14 protein-coding genes are annotated in these 17,187 nt (G+C 65.4%); 9 read left to right on the forward strand and 5 right to left on the reverse strand.

What is annotated here, in order from left to right; genetic code table 11:
- Nucleotides 1-26: 26 nt before the first annotated feature.
- The 5 genes from KIH79_RS13105 (at nucleotide 27) to KIH79_RS03475 (ending at nucleotide 5,988) form a co-directional block, all read left to right on the forward strand.
- Nucleotides 27-1,439, forward strand: a complete 1,413-nt coding sequence (locus KIH79_RS13105; protein WP_338023115.1) for an ATP-binding protein — start codon at nucleotides 27-29, stop codon at nucleotides 1,437-1,439.
- Between the two features lie 204 nt (nucleotides 1,440-1,643).
- Nucleotides 1,644-2,285, forward strand: coding sequence for a moaA protein (locus KIH79_RS03460; RefSeq protein WP_219058125.1), 642 nt, complete (start codon nucleotides 1,644-1,646; stop codon nucleotides 2,283-2,285).
- A 221-nt stretch (nucleotides 2,286-2,506) separates the two neighbouring features.
- The gene (locus KIH79_RS03465) at nucleotides 2,507-4,666 is read left to right on the forward strand and encodes an LTA synthase family protein (RefSeq protein WP_219058126.1); all 2,160 of its coding nucleotides are present in this window, start codon (nucleotides 2,507-2,509) and stop codon (nucleotides 4,664-4,666) included.
- 261 nt (nucleotides 4,667-4,927) lie between these two features.
- Nucleotides 4,928-5,611 carry a hypothetical protein gene (locus KIH79_RS03470; protein WP_219058127.1) on the forward strand — a complete coding sequence of 228 codons (684 nt, stop codon included), beginning with the start codon at nucleotides 4,928-4,930 and terminating at the stop codon, nucleotides 5,609-5,611.
- 158 nt (nucleotides 5,612-5,769) lie between these two features.
- Entirely contained in the window at nucleotides 5,770-5,988 is a 219-nt protein-coding gene (locus KIH79_RS03475) for a helix-turn-helix domain-containing protein (RefSeq protein ID WP_219058128.1), read from the forward strand.
- 451 nt (nucleotides 5,989-6,439) lie between these two features.
- Here KIH79_RS03475 and KIH79_RS03480 read toward each other — a convergent pair whose 3' ends face one another.
- Entirely contained in the window at nucleotides 6,440-7,870 is a 1,431-nt protein-coding gene (locus KIH79_RS03480) for an MFS transporter (protein ID WP_219058129.1), read from the reverse strand.
- 410 nt (nucleotides 7,871-8,280) lie between these two features.
- On the opposite strand from KIH79_RS03480, the gene pdxS reads away from it, so the two are divergent.
- The 4 genes from pdxS to KIH79_RS03500 all read left to right on the forward strand — a co-directional run bounded on the left by pdxS (nucleotide 8,281) and on the right by KIH79_RS03500 (nucleotide 13,065).
- Complete coding sequence (gene pdxS / locus KIH79_RS03485) at nucleotides 8,281-9,156, forward strand: pyridoxal 5'-phosphate synthase lyase subunit PdxS (RefSeq protein ID WP_219058130.1); 876 nt, start codon at nucleotides 8,281-8,283, stop codon at nucleotides 9,154-9,156.
- A 13-nt stretch (nucleotides 9,157-9,169) separates the two neighbouring features.
- Nucleotides 9,170-9,808: a pyridoxal 5'-phosphate synthase glutaminase subunit PdxT gene (pdxT, locus tag KIH79_RS03490; RefSeq protein WP_219058131.1), complete on the forward strand. Its 639-nt coding sequence runs from the start codon at nucleotides 9,170-9,172 to the stop codon at nucleotides 9,806-9,808.
- A gap of 238 nt (nucleotides 9,809-10,046) precedes the next feature.
- Entirely contained in the window at nucleotides 10,047-11,786 is a 1,740-nt protein-coding gene (locus tag KIH79_RS03495; protein WP_219058132.1) for an aminotransferase-like domain-containing protein, read from the forward strand.
- Nucleotides 11,787-11,994: 208 nt separating this feature from the next.
- The gene (locus KIH79_RS03500; RefSeq protein ID WP_219058133.1) at nucleotides 11,995-13,065 is read left to right on the forward strand and encodes an isoaspartyl peptidase/L-asparaginase family protein; all 1,071 of its coding nucleotides are present in this window, start codon (nucleotides 11,995-11,997) and stop codon (nucleotides 13,063-13,065) included.
- Between the two features lie 251 nt (nucleotides 13,066-13,316).
- On the opposite strand, the gene phnX is transcribed toward KIH79_RS03500, so the two are convergent.
- The 4 genes from phnX to KIH79_RS12770 all read right to left on the reverse strand — a co-directional run bounded on the left by phnX (nucleotide 13,317) and on the right by KIH79_RS12770 (nucleotide 17,077).
- Nucleotides 13,317-14,099, reverse strand: coding sequence for a phosphonoacetaldehyde hydrolase (phnX, locus tag KIH79_RS03505; protein ID WP_219058134.1), 783 nt, complete (start codon nucleotides 14,097-14,099; stop codon nucleotides 13,317-13,319).
- 32 nt (nucleotides 14,100-14,131) lie between these two features.
- Nucleotides 14,132-14,569, reverse strand: a complete 438-nt coding sequence (locus KIH79_RS03510; RefSeq protein ID WP_219058135.1) for a hypothetical protein — start codon at nucleotides 14,567-14,569, stop codon at nucleotides 14,132-14,134.
- Complete coding sequence (locus KIH79_RS03515; protein ID WP_219058136.1) at nucleotides 14,494-15,327, reverse strand: aminotransferase class V-fold PLP-dependent enzyme; 834 nt, start codon at nucleotides 15,325-15,327, stop codon at nucleotides 14,494-14,496. The genes KIH79_RS03510 and KIH79_RS03515 overlap by 76 nt, the downstream gene beginning before the upstream one ends.
- Nucleotides 15,328-15,805: 478 nt before the next feature.
- Entirely contained in the window at nucleotides 15,806-17,077 is a 1,272-nt protein-coding gene (locus tag KIH79_RS12770; protein WP_219058137.1) for an extracellular solute-binding protein, read from the reverse strand.
- Nucleotides 17,078-17,187: the final 110 nt, after the last annotated feature.

A 17,187-nucleotide genomic window follows, 5' to 3' on the forward strand; every position in this document is an offset into this window, starting at 1 on the left:
GGTGTAGGGGTGGTTCTCTCGTGTTCGTGGGTAGGGATAGAGAGCTTGCCGCGTTGGGGCGTCGTTGGAATTCGTCCCGTTTCGAATGCGTTGTCGTGTACGGAAGGCGGCGCGTCGGCAAGACCACGCTGATCAATCGATTCCTTGAAGGAAAGCCGTCGATCTTTTTCCCTGCCATCGAGTCCAATATGGAGGGGAATCTTGAAACGTTGAGCCGCAGCATCGCCATGTATCGCGCTGGTCTCGGCGATGCCGCCGGCGATCTCGGGAATGCCGCGGAATCCGCGCCGATCTATCGCGACTTCGCCTCGGCGTTGGAAGCGGTCTTCGCTCTCGCTCAGAGACGACGTCTCGCTTTCGTGATCGACGAGTATCCGTATCTGGCGAAGGCGGACCGTTCCGTCAGCTCCGTGCTGCAGCATGCCATTGACAGGCATAAGGACGACAGCCGGCTCATGATCATTCTGTGCGGTTCCTCGATGTCGTTCATGGAGCGTCAGGTGCTCGGATACGCCAGTCCCCTGTATGGGCGACGCACCGCGCAGATCAGGGTGGAGCCGTTCGGCTATGCCGACGTGCGCAAGTTCCTGCCGAAGTATACGGCCGAGGAAGCGGCCGTGGCCTATGGCTTGACGGACGGCATACCGCAATATCTCAGGCAGTTCGACGATGCGACAAGCATCCGCGACAACATTCGCTGGAACATCATTGACCCGGACTGCTACCTGTTCGAGGAGCCGGGCAACCTGCTCAAGCAGGAGTTGCGCGCGCCGGCCGAGTACAACACGGTCATCCAGGCCATCGCGTCCGGAGCGTCGCGGTCGAACGCCATCGCCACGGCGAGTCACATGGAAACGTCGTCGTGCGCGACGTATCTGCGCAATCTCATCGACCTGGGCATCGTGCGCAAGGAAACGCCGTTCGGCGAGGACTCGCCGCGCAAGACGATCTACAGGATCGAGGATTCGTTCTTCCGCTTCTGGTACCGGTACGTGCCGGTGAACATGCCGTTGATCCGGTCCGGCAACGTCGACATGGCCGCCGATCGCATCATGCGTTCGATCAACGACTTCATGGGAGCGGTGTTCGAGGACATGTGCATGCAATGGCTCTGGGCGCACAATGGCACCGATGATCTGCCGTTCCTGTTGCTCGACGCGGGACGCTGGTGGGGTGCCGACCCGAGAACGCGCAGCCAGGAGGAAATCGATATCGTCGCCGCCGGAGAGGAGCCGAAGACGATGCTGTTCTGCGAATGCAAATGGCGCAGTGTCCCGTCGGAATTGCGCCAGCTGGAAACCTTGCGCAGTCGCTCTGAACTGCTGCATCCCGAGCGGGCCCATTACATGCTCTTCTCCAGGAACGGTTTCGACGAACACGTCACCGCGCGCGCCGCGCAGGACGATGCCGTGACGCTGGTGGATTTCGCGGACATGTAATGGACGGCTGTTCATGGATGCCCCGCCGGAACCGGCGACCGGGCCCTGACCTTTGCAAATTCGTCAGTAGGAGTGTTTCGGCGGCTGTATCGCACCATTGCCGGCGGGGAACGGGCGTTGTGGCGACGATGCCGGCATATGGTGCTCCTGGAGGGAATGCCGGGTCTCCGCTGGTGGCGTAGCGTGCTGCGGTAGATTGGTGGCATGGGGAAACATAGACGTGTTCTTTCCGTGGTTGCGGTCGTGGTGGCGGTCCTGTTGCTGGCCGCGGGCGTGTTCGGTGTGCTGTTGTGGCGGTCGGCGCAGCGGGTGATTGACGAATCGCGGCAGGCGGGCGAGTATGCGAGCCTGGCGCAGGAGTCGATCAAGCAGGGTGACGTCAAGCAGGCGCTGGCCCGGTTGGACAAGGCCGGGGACCATGTCGTCGCGGCGCGTGACGAGACGCGCGGACCGTTGTGGTCCGTGGCCGAACGCGTTCCATATTACGGTTCGGACGTCGCCGCGGTGCGCGGCATGCTGGATGCGGCCTCCGACGCCGCGACCAACGCGCTGCCCAGGATCGACAGTGCGGCGCAGGGTACGCTGGTGGACTTCAGCCTGTCCGAACTGCTGTCGGGCGCAAGCTTCTCGAACGGAACGCTGTCGATTCCCAAGATCGCGTCGGTAAAACAGGATTTGTCCGACGCGGGCGCGGTGCTGGACCGGGTGCAGTCGTCGATCCACGCGCTGCCGCAGCCGCACACCGCGCAGGTGACTGACATGGTGCGGCAGGGCAAGCGGATCGTCGATCAGGTCAACGAGTCGTTCGACACGATCAACTCCGTCGTCGCCAGGATTCCCGGCTGATACGGTTGCATCGTGCGCGGCTGCATCGCGTTCGGTTGTGTCGTTGCGTCGGGTGTTCGGCTGAATGTGGTATGAAACAGCGTGTGAAACAGCGTGTGAAACCGTGCCGGTGCCGTACAAAACGGCCGTGGCGTGGATGGCGGGTGAATTTTGGTTACGCGCAGATGACGGTTTGTGCCGCGGCTCGGCCGATCTCGGGGTTTCCTGCATAATCTGAAACCGTGGCATTGTTGGTGAATTCGAAAATCCGCACTTGGTTTCCGTGGTGGGCGTATGCGGCGGCGTTCGTGCTGTTCGCAACGGCCGGCGTCGCCATGCTGCAGTGGAGCGTGATGATCGTGCGCGCCCGCGTCACGCCGTGGGAATTCGTCGCGAAAACGTTCACGGGCGGCGGTCAATACCAGTTCCTGCTCAATCTCATCGTCGTCGGGGCGCTGTACGCGGTGCTCGTGTTCGCGACCAACCGGTTCTGGATCGCCAGCGGCCTGTTCGTCGTCATCATCGGCGTCATCGCCGTATTCGAACGCATGAAGGTGCTCGTGCGCTCCGAAACGATCCGTCCCACCGACATCACGCTCATGGCCAGCGGCGGAGCGGGCGGCATGGGCGACACCGTCACCAACATGCCGGCCGGATCGACCGACGCGATCGTGCAGATGAGCGTCACGGTCGCGATCCTGCTCGTCGTGTGCATCGCGGCCGCGCTGTTCGACACGCGCCGGTCGCTCATCGCGACGCCGCGCCGGTTCATCGGACGCGTCCGCCGCGGCATCGCGGCCGTATTGTGCGCGTCGCTGCTTGTCGCGTTCTCCGCCGACCTCGGCACGAGCGGATCGTGGGCGAACTCGTTCGCCGCCGGATTCGGCGATCGCGCGAAACTGTGGGATTCGATCGCGGACGCGCAGTCGAACGGCGTCGCGGTCGGGTTCCTCAGACTGACCCGGCCGAAAGTCATGGACGAGCCGGCCGGCTACAGCGAGGCGACGATGCGCGAGCTCGCGCAGCGCTACGCCAAGCAGGCGACGACGATCAACGCGACGCGCGGCGCGAATCTCGCCGACGGCACGGTCGTCATGATCCTGTCCGAATCGTTCTCCGACCCGACGCGCGTGCCCGGCGTCGCGCTCAACGACGACCCGATGCCGTACATCCGCGCGCTCAAGAAAACGACCACGTCGGGACTCATGCTGTCGTCCGGCTACGGCGGCGGCACGGCGAACCTCGAGTTTCAGGCGCTCACCGGCCTGAGCATGACCAACTTCGACGCGTCGCTGTCGAGCCCGTACCAGCAGCTCGTGCCGCAGATGAGCTGGGCGCCCTCGTTCAACCAGATCTGGAACGCGGGTGGCGCGGGCAGCGAGGCGGTGCACCCGTACAATCCTGCGCTGTACTCGCGTTCGACCAACTATCGCAAGTTCGGATTCGGCGCGTTCTACTCGCAGGACGATCCGCTCATCGCCGATCATGCGAAGCGGATCGACCGGTCGCACTACATCAGCGACGAAACGTCGTACGACAGCGTGCTCAAGCTGATCGAGGGCAAGGCGGGGGCGTCCGGGGCGGACGATGCGACGGCCGTCAAGACATCGGCCAAAAAAGCCTCCGAAACGTCCTCCGGCAACGGCGGCCGGTTCATCCAGCTGGTCACCATGCAGAACCACATGGGCTACGACGACTGGTACGACCACAACCAGTTCAAGGCGTCCTCCACAAACGGCACGCCGCTCGCCGCCGACGAGCGCATGCACATCGCCACGTACGCCAAGGGCATGAACTACACCGACCAGTACACCAAGGCGTTTCTCGACAAACTCGACGCGCTGGGCAAGCCGGTCACGGTGATCTTCTACGGCGACCATCTGCCGAGCATCTACAAGCATGCAAGCGCGGACGACCGCAATTCGATCCCGCTGCACGAAACCGACTATTTCATCTGGTCGAACAAGGCCGGGCGCGAGGCGGCGCGCAAAGCGGAGGCCGGTGCGTCCGGTGCCGGTGCGTCCGGTGCGTCCGGTGCTGGTGCCGCGGCGGGCGGCGTCGATTCGGCCGCGGAGAACGCGTACACGTCGCCGAACTATCTCATGGCGCAGGCCGCCGCGCACATGAACGCGCGCGTCTCGCCGTACCTCGCGTTCCTGACGGCCATGCATCGGGCCGTGCCCGCGATGGAGCCGCCCGTGGTCAACGTGACGCAGGGCTGGACGCGCATCCCCGACGGCACGCCGCTCTACCTCGACGCGAACGGCAAGCAGATCGACGTCGCGCATGCGTCGGCCGAGACCCGCCGTCTGCTGAGCGACTACCGGCTCATCCAGTACGACATCACCGCGGGCAAGGGGTATCTGCGCGGGTTCGGGTTCATGGACGTACCGGCGAAGTGAACGGTGTTCCCGGGTTCTTCGCCGGGGTTTCCGGCTTTCTGGTTCTCCGGTTCCATTGGTTCTCCGGCTTCTCGGTTCCCCTGGTTCCTCCGGTTCCTTCCTTGGCGGGAGTGAATCGCGGAATGGGCGGGTAAGTCCTTCGTGACTAGTCGCAAAACATTAAAAGTTTATTGACAAACGATAAATATGGACGGATACTGGAGGTGAAACGAAAGCCGTGACGGCCGCGATGGCTGGTCCGGGGATGACAAGGAGGTCATCATGAAACGCCTGACATGGACATGCAATCGTGACAACGTGCGCACCTACGCCCGCCTCGGCACGCGCATCGGCACCATACTCGTGGCGGTGTCGTGGATCAGCGTGGCATACACCGCGCTCATTGCAATCGTGTTCATCCTCTGCCTGTTCAATCCGTGGCTGCTCACGACGCGCGGCGGCGATGTGACCTCGTACGGCCTGCAGGTCGGCGACTGGTTTTTCGGCATGGACTCGCAGATCGCCGGCGTGCGGTTCCAATTCCACGACGGCGGTCTGCCGCTGGCGTGCTTCGGCATCGCGGGCGTGGCGAACGCATGGCTGAACGTGCTCGTGGCCGGCGGCGCGCGCGATTTGTGCGCGGCGATCGGCGCATGGGCGGGCGATGGCGGATCTGGCACCGAATCGGTCGGCGATACGGCTGCGAATGGCCTGACGCCGTTCTGCGCCGACGCGCAGCGCGGATTGGAACGCATCGGCTGGGGGCTCATGCTCAAGCCGGTGCTTGCGGGCGCCATGTGCGTGATTTCGATGCTGCTGATGATGATCATCGGATCGTCGGTTGGTGTCTCGCTGGAGTTTTTCTCGCTGCTCGAGTACATGCTGGCCGGAGCGCTCATGCTCCTGCTGTCGTTCGTGTTCGGCTACGGCGCGACGCTGCAGCGCGACGTGGACGGGCTGCTGTGATCGGAGTTTGTTGTGAGCGGTTGCGGTGTGGTGATGTCGGGAAGCGCGATGATGATGTCGTGCGACGGTATGTGGGTGACGATGCGAGCGGTGCGGCGGAGAACTACGGTGTGCGTGCCGGCTGATGCGATGGCTCGCGTGATGACTGGAGGCGCGTGATGAGCGGGCGGATCGTGCTCCGACTCGACCGGATGATGGTTGAGCGCGGGCGGTCGCTGAACTGGCTGGCCGATCAGGTGGGCATCACGAACGTGAACCTGTCGAAGATCAAAAACAACCGTGTCTCGGCCATCCGGTTCACCACACTGGCCGCGATCTGCGAGGCGCTCGACTGCCAGCCCGGCGACATCCTCGAATACGAACCCGACGAAGCGTAGCATCTGGCGTTCCGGTGTCTCGGCGTTCCGGTCACGCGATGGAAGTAGATCGTTTGACAGCCGTTACGTGACGGAGCGACTTGGTCACGGGATGGCTGCGATTGGTGGTTTTACCATTCCGTGACCGCGTAAAGGCGTATTACGCGGTCATGCAATGGAAGTTGAACGATTGACGACCATTGCATGACAGGATGGCTTGCTCACGAGATGGCTGTGACGGGTGATTTTGCCGTTGCGTGACCTCGTAAAGGTGCGTTGTGCGGTCATGCAATGGAAGTTGAACGATTGACGACCATTGCATGACAGGATGGCTTGCTCACGAGATGGCCGTGGCGGGTGATTTTGCCATTGCGTGACCTTGCTTTGTGTCGTCACGGGGTCACGCAACGGCATATGCACGTGAAATTCCATTGCGTGCCGACTGGTGCCGGCTGACGGTTGGCTGGTGGAGTCACGCGACGGCAAAAGTGGCGGATTTGCCGTCGCGTGACCAGTCGGGCGTGCGGGAGACGGCGGCGGACGGCAACAGGCCGGTTCCGTTCTCCCCGGCGAACGGCATCAGCGCGAACGCCATCGCGAATCCGGCGATCGCGTACAGGAACATCCACCGGTACGAACCGGTCGCCTGCTGGATCAGGCCGAACAGCGCCGGACTGATCGCCGCTCCGCCCGACGTGGCGAGGTAGTAGTACGCGGTCATCGTGCCGGTGTGCTCCGTGCCGCCCAACTCGGTGGCCCAAGGCAGCGCGTTGACCAGCACCATCATCCACAGAATGCCGAACGCGAACGCAAGCCACGGCAGCAGCTCCGCGCGCCCGACCCACGGCATCGGCGCAAGCATCAGCATCGCGAGCAGCAGTCCCGCGCCCATCGTCGCGCGCCGGCCGAACCGCGTGCCCAGCCAGCCGGCGGGAATCGCGAACAGGATGCCGCTGACCGCGAACCAGACCAGTCCGCCGCTCGCCGCGCTCGCGTCCATGCCCAGATCGTGCGTCGCATACAGCGTGAAATACGTTTCGATCGCGCTCGATCCCATCGTGTACAGGAACAAAACCAGTAGCATCACGCGGAAGCGACGGCGATCGTCGCCGTCGAGATCGAGCCGCGGCACCGCGGCGGCGCGGAACTCGCGCCAACTGACGAACGGCAGTCGCGCCGGCTCGCCCGGCTCGGTGCGGAATTCGGCCGGTTCGCGCACCAGCCTTGCCAGAGCCGCGACCGCGGCGACCATGATGAACGCGCCCGCGACAAACGTGACGGACATGCCGTACCGCCGGTACAGGAGACTGCCGCCGCCGAGCGCGAGCACGTTGCCGATCGACCCCATGAAATTGATGACGCCGTTCGCTGTGCTGCGTTGGCTGGATACGGTCACGTCGGGCATGAGCGCGACGATCGGCGCGCGGCAGGTCGACATGAGCAGTGCGTAGACGACGACCGCGGCGATCGTCAGCGGGGCGTTCGGCGCCGCGGCGATGAGCATGAGGCAGACGGCCGCGGCTGGGATGGCGAACAGGGCGAACGGGATGCGCCGGCCCCAGCGGGTGCGCACCTTGTCGGACAGGATGCCGAACAGCGGCTGGACGGTGAACCCGCACAGGTTGTCGATGCCCATGACGATGCCGACGATGGCGGTGGGGATCGCCAGCTCCTTGAGCTTGATCGGCACGAACGCGTTGTACATGGCCCACGCGGCGGCGATGGCGAGCATGCCGAAGCCGATGGAGAACGTCTGGACGAGATTCAGTCGGGGAGTGGCGGAGGATGCTGTTGCGGCGGCGCCGGCGTTGCGGGGTGCGGCGTGCGTGGCGTGCGTTGCGCTCGCGGCGCTGATGCGGTGGATACTGCGGATACGCGGCATGCGGGCTGTCGCGTCATGCATGGCCATCCTGATCTGCATGCCTCCAGTAGTAGGCGCGCGACCTGTCGGAGCCGTTGCCCGGACGGTGCGTCGCGATGAAGCGAAGATGAATTCTTGCGCGCGGCGCGGGCGTTGCGGGGCACGATGCGGGGCGCGATGCGGGGCGCGATGAACGCGTGATGCGTGTGCACGATGGCGCGCGGTGCACGATGGCGCGCGGTGTGCGATGACGCGGGCGGGCTCGAGTGAATTGGATGGGTGAGGAAAGCGCGGATTGGACTGATCCGAATTGGACCGGTCCATTAGGCGGCAATGCGCGCATTTGATAATGGTCGCGTTGCCAATCGCACACCAACGAACACGATCCGGCCGTTCGCGACCGGTCGACCACAGACTGGCCACAGGCTGGCCACAGACCACAGGGGGACACCATGACGCAGAACCGCGCCGAACTCAACCGCAACCTCGCCCAAATGCTCAAGGGCGGCGTCATCATGGACGTGACCACGCCCGAACAGGCCAAAATCGCGCAGGACGCCGGCGCGTGCGCCGTCATGGCCCTCGAACGCATCCCGGCCGACATCCGTGCGGCCGGCGGCGTCTCGCGCATGAGCGACCCGGCTATGATCAAGGGCATTCAGGCCGCCGTGTCCATCCCGGTCATGGCGAAGGTGCGCATCGGCCACATCGCCGAAGCGCGCATCCTGCAGGCCATCGACATCGACTACATCGACGAGTCCGAAGTCCTCTCGCCGGCCGACGACGTGTACCACATCGACAAGAACCAGTTCGACGTGCCGTTCGTGTGCGGCGCGAAGAACCTCGGCGAGGCGCTGCGCCGTATCGCCGAAGGCGCCGCCATGATCCGCACCAAGGGCGAGCCCGGCACCGGCGACGTCATCCAGGCCGTGCGCCACATGCGCACCATGAACAAGCAGATCCGCGAACTCGTCGGTCTGCGCGACGACGAGGTGTACGAGGCCGCCAAGCAGCTCGCCGTGCCGTACGACCTCGCCAAGTACGTGCACGACAACGGCCGCCTGCCCGTCGTCAACTTCGCCGCCGGCGGCGTCGCCACCCCGGCCGACGCGGCCCTCATGATGGAACTCGGCGCGGAAGGCGTGTTCGTCGGCTCCGGCATCTTCAAGTCCGGCGATCCGGCCAAGCGTGCCGCCGCCATCGTGCAGGCCACCGCCAACTGGCAGGATGCCGACCTGCTCGCGCGCCTGTCCGAAAACCTCGGCGAGGCGATGGTCGGCATCAACGAGGACGAGATCCAGACCATCATGGCCGCCCGCGGCGAGTGAACGGAGACTTCCCATGGTCGTAGCCGTCCAATACATCTCCAAAGAGGAATCCGACGACGCCGAAACCGCGAAGCACGGTGTGACCGGCATCCTCGCCGTCCAAGGCGCGTTCGCTGAACACGCGGCCGTGCTCGACCGGCTCGGCGCGCCGTGGAAGCTGCTGCGCGCCGCCGACGATTTCGACGCGTCGATCGACCGCGTCATCCTGCCCGGCGGCGAATCCACCACGCAAGGCAAGCTGCTGCGTTCGACCGGCCTGTTCGGGCCGATCGCCGCGCATATCGCCGCCGGCAAGCCCGTGTTCGGCACGTGCGCCGGCATGATCCTGCTCGCCAGCCGGCTCGACAACGATCCGAACGTGTACTTCGGCGCGCTCGACGCGACCGTCCGACGCAACGCGTACGGCCGCCAGCTTGGCTCGTTCGCCGCCACCGCCGACTTCGGACAGCCGGGCGACGCGGACTATCTGCCTGATCTGCCGCTCGTGTTCATCCGCGGGCCGTATGTCGTCTCCGTCGGACCGCTGGCCGACGTGAAGACCACGGTCGACGGGCATCCGGTCGCGTTGCGGCAGGGTAACATCCTCGCCACCGCGTTCCATCCGGAACTGACCGGCGACACGCGGCTGCACGAGCTGTTCCTCTCGCTCTAAGCCGCCGCCGACGTCGCTGGCATGGCCATCGCCGGCGCCAGCGAGCCAAAACCGCCAGCCGTGTCATTGCGTGGCGGAAAACGCTCGCTGAACGGTATGCCGGCGAGCGTTTTCCGCCACGAGACGTAGGGTGGCGGGAGACCGTGATCACGATGCGCGACGCGTGACGCTCAATACGCGACGTGCAACACGTGATGCTCAATACGCGATGCGCGACGACGGATGGGGAGGCGATCGTATGCAGCTGCGACTCGACCGGCACAGCAGCGTGCCGATGTACCGGCAACTGGCCGGCGAACTGCGCGAGCAGATCGTCTCCGGCGCGCTCGCCGAAGGCTACCGGCTGCTTCCCGAACGCGAGTTGGCCGCCAGACTCGGCGTCAATCGCGCCACCATACTGCAGGCATACCAGCAGCTCAAGGACGAAGGGCTCATCGCGTCCCGCGTGGGCAAAGGCACGTTCGTGCTGCCGGTCGCGGCAGCCATCGCCCAGGCGCCGTCCATGCCGTCGCCGACCGTATCATCGGCGTCCGGACCGTCGCCGGCGTCGTCCGCAACATCCGACGACGTACGCGACCATCCACGCCCGCAGGTCGTCACCATTCGCGACGCGCAGCGGCGCCGCGACTACGCTGCGAACACCGAACCGACCGTCATGCGGCCGCCGTGGTCGGTGCTGTTCAGCGACTACTCCAACCGGTTCACGTACCACGACATCGCCGAAGCCGAACGGGCGCAGCGCGGCGGCGCCGGTGCGAACGATCGCATCGTCGACTTCGCGACCGGCTCGCCCAACCCGGCCGACATCCCCGACGACCTGCTGCGCGCGGTCAGTCTGGAAGCGTTCGCATCGCGCGACTTCGACGGCCAGCCCGAGTCTCCGATCGAAGGCTTCGACGAACTGCGCGAACTGCTCGCCGAACACATGCGCACACGCGGCGTCCAATGCGCGGCGCGCAACGTCATGGTGCTGTCCGGCTCGGAACAGGGCATCGACCTGACCGTGCGCGCGTTTGTCAACCTCGGCGACTGCGTGCTCGTCGAACAATCCACGTTCTTTCCGGCATTGCAGGCGTTCCGCTCGGCCGACGCGCGCATCGTCGGCGTGCCCGTCGACGCGCACGGCATGCGCACCGACCTGCTCGACGGCTACTGCGCGCGATTCCGGCCCAAACTCATCTACACGGTCCCCACGTTCCAAAACCCCACCGGCACCACGCTGCCGGCCTCGCGGCGGCGCGAACTCGTCGACGCGGCGAGGCGATACCAGTGCCTGATCGTCGAGGACGACGCGTACGGGGAGCTGTGGTACGGCGACGCGGGGGAGATGCCGGGATCGTCGCGATCGTCGGGCGGATCGTCGACGCTGGTTGACCCGGCGGGATCGTCTGACGATGCTCCCGCGACGAATGCGTCTGTTGCCTTGCGCCGGCCCGTGCCGCTCGCCGGCATGGAAAACTCGGGCTACGTGATCTATCTGTCGACGTTCTCGAAAACCGTGACGTCCGGGCTGCGCACCGGCTGGCTCGTCGCCGACCCGCACGTGATCGCGCGTCTGGCCGCATTGCGGCGCATGGTCGACCAGCATACGAGCACGTCGTCGCAGCGCATCTGCTTGGAACTGCTGCGCGAAGGGCGGATCGCGGCGCACGTGCGCGCGCTGACCGTCGCGTACCGTGCGCGACGGGACGCGGCGGTGCGTTCGCTGGAACGGTTCGCGCCATCCGGTATGAGTTGGATCGTGCCCGAAGGCGGATACTACATTTGGGTCGCGTTGCCGGACGGCGTGCGCGCGCTCGACCTGCTCGCCCGGTGCCGTGCGAGCGGGGTCACGTTCATGCCCGGAGGCGTGTTCGACGTGGACGAAACCGACGACGCGCACATCCGGCTCAACTTCGTGCGGCCGGACGCGGACGATATCGAACGCGGCGTGCAAGTGATTTGCGCAACCGCGGAAAGGCTCGCGGCCGGAGTGTGATGTCGTTTGCCGGAACGTGGCGGGCGGTGTCGTGTCGGCTATCGGCGGTATCGGACGGAACAGCGTCGATTCGTGCGGCCGGGATGCCCGGCGACAGGATGCTTGCTGAACCGTCGGCGGCGATCGCATGGGGAATGGGACTACAACGGTATTGTCGTAGTTACCGGAATCGCCCGGGACCATTGAGATTGCAAGGAGACGAAAAATCATGACGAATCAAGGGACCGCGGCGCTGGCGACCGTCGAATCGGCGGGCAGCGAAGACGGCATCACGCTGATCATTCATGCGGGGGCGGGCGACCGCGGCAAACACCACACGCCGGAACGGTCCGAGCAGGTGAAGGCCGATCTGACGCGCGCCCTGGACGCCGGCTACGCGGTATTGGAGGCCGGAGGCTCGGCCGAAGACGCGGTGATCGCGGCCATTCACGTGATGGAGGATGCGCCCGAATTCAACGCCGGGCGCGGGGCGGCGCTCACCAGCGACGGGCTTGCGCGCATGGACGCCTGCCTGATGGACGGCGACGGTTCGGTGGGCGCGGTGGCCGGCGTGGGCACGGTGAAGAACCCGATCGACGCGGCGCGGGCCGTCAAGGACCAGACCAAGCACGTGCTGTTCGCGGACCCGACCGACGAGGAAATCGCCGCATGGGGCGTGGAGACCAGGCCCGCCGAGTATTTCGTCACCGAAGCGCGGCGGCGCTCGCTGGCCGAAGCGCAGGCGGGTGGAGATGCGTGGGCGAAGCGTGCCGAGGATGACGGTCATCATGATACGGGCGCGGCCGGTGTCTGCCATAGCGGCGAGGCTGCGGATACGGTTGGCGGGCCCGCGTACCGGTCTGCCTCCGGCTCGCAAAGTGGCGTGATCGGCGACGAAAAGCACGGCACGATCGGCGCGGTGGCGCGCGACGCGGCCGGGCGGATCGCGGCCGGCACATCCACCGGCGGCATCACGAACCAGATGCACGGCCGCGTGGGCGACTCGCCGCTGCCCGGATGCGGCACGTTCGCCGACCAGCGGACCGTGGCGGTCTCCTGCACCGGCATCGGCGAGGCATTCATCAAGGCGGTCGCGGCGCATCAGGTGTCGGACCGAGTGCGGTTCGCCGGCGAATCCGTGCACGACGCGGCCGTGGCCACGCTCGCGGAGGTCGCCTCGCATCATGGCGACGGCGGCATGATCGTGCTGCCCGCGACCGGCCGCGGGGTGGTGGCCTACAACAGCGAAATGATGAACTTCGGCTACCGCAGCGCCGTCGGCGAACGCGTCAACGAGTGACTCCAACGATCGTTCGCTGACAGTTTGACGATCGAGAGGCCGATTTGGGATGTTGCCGAGGTCAGTTTGACGATCGAGAGGCTATCGGGACACGGCCCCATGTCTTTCACGGGTCATACTCCGCCGTTCAGCGTAGAAATTATGACCCGTTATGTCGTCGAGACGCCTCTCGATCGTCAAACTGCCTACAGAAGCATGGCGGTTCGACGATCGAGAGGCTGAGGTGAGGCGCGGAGCGTGCTCCGCACGGATCAGGCGATTGCGGCGAGCAGTGCCGGCAGCTCGGCCATCGTGTTGATGACGGCGTCAGCGCCGGCGGCCACGAACGCGTCACGGGCGGCGGCGCGGGCCGCGGCCTGATCGGCGGGGGAGAGCGCGTCGAACTCGTCCTCGCTCAGGGCCATCTGGGAGCTGCCCTCGGTCACGCCGATCGTGAACACGCCGGCGTTCTTGCCCTCGCGGATGTCGGAGAGCGTGTCGCCCACCTTGGCGGCGCGGCGCACATCGGTCACGCCCAGCGTCTCAAGGTTGCGGAACACCATGTACGGGTAGGGGCGGCCGAACCCGTTCGTGGAATCCGGGCTGAACCAGCAGTCCGGCGCATAGCCGTTCGCGGCGGCCTGCGGCACCACGATCTCCATCATCTTGTCCGTGTAGCCGGTGGTGGAACCGATCTTGATACCGGCCGCGCGCAGCTCGGCAACCGCATCCACCACGCCCGGCTTCGGATCCGCAAAACCGTTGAGGATGCTCAGCAGTTTCGGCTCGAAATGCGCGTACACGGCGTCCACGTCCGCGTCGGTCGGGGCCGCGCCGTGCTCGTCCTCCCACGCGCGGGCGATGCGGTCCATGTGCAGCATCGTGTTGATGTGGTCATGCTTGAGCATGCCCATCGGCTTGCGCGTCTCCTCCATGGTCGGCGTCACGCCGAACTCGCGGAACGCCTCCTGGAACGCGCGCACCGGCGCGAAGCACCCGTAGTCCACGGTGGTGCCGGCCCAATCGAAAATCACGGCCTCAAAACGGTTGGTCATTGCAGTGATCCTTTCAGCTTCCACGGTTCGTCTCAGGCGACGAGCTTCACGTTGGCGGGGGCGGCGGCCTTGATCGGCTCGCCCGCGGCATCCATCGCGGCGATCGCGGCCGGCACGGAATCGGAGCCGGTGGCGGCGGACAGCAGGCCGCGCTCGCCCATGTACAGGGCCAGCAGTTCGGTCACCTTCTCGATGTCGTCGGTGTAGATCTCGCCGATGTTGCCCAGACGGAACGTCTCCTCGGTGGTGAGCTTGCCCGGGTAGATCGCGTAGCCGCGCTCCTTGATGAACTCGTACATGTCGTGGAAGTCGAACTTGGTGCCTTCCGGGTACAGGAACGTGGTGATGATCGGGCCCTGATGCTCGGCGAGGAACGTGCGGAAGCCCAGCGCCTTCATGCGCGCGATGAGCAGGCGGTTGTTGAGCGCGTAGCGGCCGGAACGCGCCGGAATGCCGCCCTCGGCGAACATTTCGTCCAGCGCCTTGGAGAACGCGAGCACCACGTGGGTCGGCGAGGTGTAGCGCCACTTGCCGTTGGCCTTCTCGAGCGTGTTCCACTGGTCCCACAGGTCGAGCGAGAGGCTGCGCGCCTTGCCCTTGGACGCTTGTTGCAGATGATGAAGCTGAAGCCCGGCACGCCTTGGATGCACTTGTTCGCGGAGGAGACGAGGAAGTCGATGCCCCAGCCGGCAACCGGGATGTCCACGCCGCCGAACGAGCTCATCGCGTCGACCATGAACGTGCAGCCGTGCGCCTTGGCGACGGTCGCGACCGCGGCGATGTCGTTGAGCAGGCCGGACGTGGTTTCGGAGTGGATCATGGACACGTGCGTGATCGACGGATCGTTGCGCAGGTAATCCTCGACCTTGCCGGCGTCCGGGATGCGGTCGTACGGCTCGGCGTACTGCACGTAGTCGATGCCCGCGTGCTCGCAGATCTTGACCTGACGGTCGCCGTACGCGCCGTTGGTGCACAGCAGCACCTTCTCGTCCTTGCCGATCACGGAGGTCAGCACGCTTTCCACGCCGAACGTGCCGGAGCCCTGCATGAGCACGGCGGTGTAGTCGGCCGGATCGCAGTGCGCGAGTTCGAGCAGCTGGCGGCGGATCTTTTGCGTGATCTGCTGGTAGTCCTCGTCCCACGTGCAGTGGTCGAAGAGCATTTCCTCCTTGACGGTGCGCGTGGTGGTCAGCGGGCCGGGGGTGAGCAGCTTGTATTCGTTTGCCATGATGGTTGTTTCCTTTCGTATGTCCCGTGTTGCTCGTGGTTCCGTTTGCCGACTGTAGTCATTCGCGTAGTTGATGACATCTTCTACGTAGTCTGATGATTGCCGTCGGCGTGTTGTCTGTAGTTCTGTTGGTTTGTTTGATTGCCGTTTACGATTGACGACGATTGCGCGTGCGTGTTGTTACGCGGGTGGCCCTACCGGACTGGGGTACGGGATACGTTATCCGACACGCTCCGGGCCGCTCTGGCCGAGTCTTTACGGTCTGATAACGCATCCCGTACCCCAGTCCTACGTTGCGTCGTGATGTCGCGCTTACGTGACATTGAGCGAGAAAACGTAGGGGTGGGGAGCGGCATGTGTTGTGCGACCGTATGACTTGGCCGAGCGGCCCGGAGCGTGTCGAACGACACATGCCGCTCCCCACCCCGGTAGGGGCACTTACGTAACGGTGTTGCTGGAACTTATCGGCGGAGACGACTCACTTGCCCTGGGCGATGCGCTTGCATTCGGACGAGAAGTCCTGATGCTGCTGGAGCAGGTCGACGGTCAGGGGCTGGGGGAACGTCTTGGAACGCTTGGATGCGTTGGCCGGGGCCTTTTCGCCCACGTACAGCGGCGTCGGATACGTTTCGAGGAGTTCCTTGCGGCCCTTGTCGATGATGACCGCGGCCATCTGCTGCGCCTTCGGGTTCGTGGCCTTGCCCTTGTCGAGCACCGCCACCGATTCGGTCAGCGAGTAGTTGCCCTCCTCGGGGTCGACGTAGTCGATCGGCAGACCCTTCTTCTTGTCCGCGACGGCCTGATGACGCAGGCCGAAGCCGATCGCCACCTCGCCCGAACGCACGGCCTTGAGCGGGCCGGAGCCGGACTGTTCGAGGTGCGGGCCGGCGTTGCGGTAGATCGCGGTGAGGATCTGCTTGCCCTCTTCGCCGGTGCCGTACGCGTCGGCGATGGCCTGGATCATGAGCCAGCCGGTCGACGAGCCTTCCATGTCGGGCACGGAGATCAGTCCCTTGTACTTCGGGTCCGCGAGGTCCTTGAAGCTCTTGGGCGCGTCCACGCCGGCGGCTTCGAGCGCCTTCGTGTTGACGATGATCGCGCCCTCCTGAGCGGTGGTCGGACGGCGGTAGTTCGGCGCCTTCGAGTTCTCGGACGTGCCCAGCAGCTGGGACTTCACGTCGGTCAGCGGCGCGAACATGTGGTTGCGTTCCTGTGCCGAATCGACGTAGTAGGAGCTCATGGTGAGCATGTCCGCCTCGAGCGCCTTGCCCTCGGCGAGCATCTTGCCGCCGAGCTCCGACGTGCCGAACGACTGGATGATGTACTGGTCCTTGAATCCGTTGCTGTCGAGCGCGTGCTGGAAGGCGACCACGGCCTCGTCGTCGGCGTTCGTGTAGATCACGACCTGACCGTTGGCGGACGCGGTGGACGTCGCGCCGAAGCCGAATCCGACGAGCAGCACGGCGAGGATCGCGGACAGGCCCGCGGTGAACGCGTTGCGTGCGCGGCGGTTGCCGCTGGTCGGCAGCGGGAAGTCCGGCGTGCCGGATTCGGCGGCCTGCACGGCGGCCGTGAGTCGCGTGTCGGCGGCGACGGTGGAACGCGCGGCGGCGACCTGCGGCGTGCGCACGGTGGCGCGTGCCGCGGCGCGTGCGCGGGCGCGTTCGGCGGAACGGTCGCGCGTGGCGAACGCGATCACGCCCTTGACGACGAGGTTCGTCACGAGGATGAGCAGCGAAAGCACGAACACGTCGTCGAACTTGGCGATGTGCTGCAGCGCGGAGATCTTCGTGGTGATGACCTGTGTGCGCGCCGGTGAGGAACACGACCGCGGAGATCGTGACCATCGCGTTGACGAAG

It is taken from the genome of Bifidobacterium miconis, from assembly GCF_019331735.1.
Taxonomy (GTDB): domain Bacteria; phylum Actinomycetota; class Actinomycetes; order Actinomycetales; family Bifidobacteriaceae; genus Bifidobacterium; species Bifidobacterium miconis.

Excerpts from the sequence above, each read along its gene's own strand:
- KIH79_RS03460 (WP_219058125.1), top strand. The coding sequence starts at position 1,644 with ATGGGGAAACATAGACGTGTTCTTTCCGTGGTTGCGGTCGTGGTGGCG.
- KIH79_RS03470 (WP_219058127.1), top strand. The coding sequence starts at position 4,928 with ATGAAACGCCTGACATGGACATGCAATCGTGACAACGTGCGCACCTAC.
- KIH79_RS03475 (WP_219058128.1), top strand. The coding sequence starts at position 5,770 with ATGAGCGGGCGGATCGTGCTCCGACTCGACCGGATGATGGTTGAGCGC.
- KIH79_RS03480 (WP_219058129.1), bottom strand. The coding sequence starts at position 7,870 with ATGCATGACGCGACAGCCCGCATGCCGCGTATCCGCAGTATCCACCGC.
- pdxS (WP_219058130.1), top strand. The coding sequence starts at position 8,281 with ATGACGCAGAACCGCGCCGAACTCAACCGCAACCTCGCCCAAATGCTC.
- pdxT (WP_219058131.1), top strand. The coding sequence starts at position 9,170 with ATGGTCGTAGCCGTCCAATACATCTCCAAAGAGGAATCCGACGACGCC.
- KIH79_RS03495 (WP_219058132.1), top strand. The coding sequence starts at position 10,047 with ATGCAGCTGCGACTCGACCGGCACAGCAGCGTGCCGATGTACCGGCAA.
- KIH79_RS03500 (WP_219058133.1), top strand. The coding sequence starts at position 11,995 with ATGACGAATCAAGGGACCGCGGCGCTGGCGACCGTCGAATCGGCGGGC.
- phnX (WP_219058134.1), bottom strand. The coding sequence starts at position 14,099 with ATGACCAACCGTTTTGAGGCCGTGATTTTCGATTGGGCCGGCACCACC.
- KIH79_RS03510 (WP_219058135.1), bottom strand. The coding sequence starts at position 14,569 with ATGTTCGCCGAGGGCGGCATTCCGGCGCGTTCCGGCCGCTACGCGCTC.
- KIH79_RS03515 (WP_219058136.1), bottom strand. The coding sequence starts at position 15,327 with ATGGCAAACGAATACAAGCTGCTCACCCCCGGCCCGCTGACCACCACG.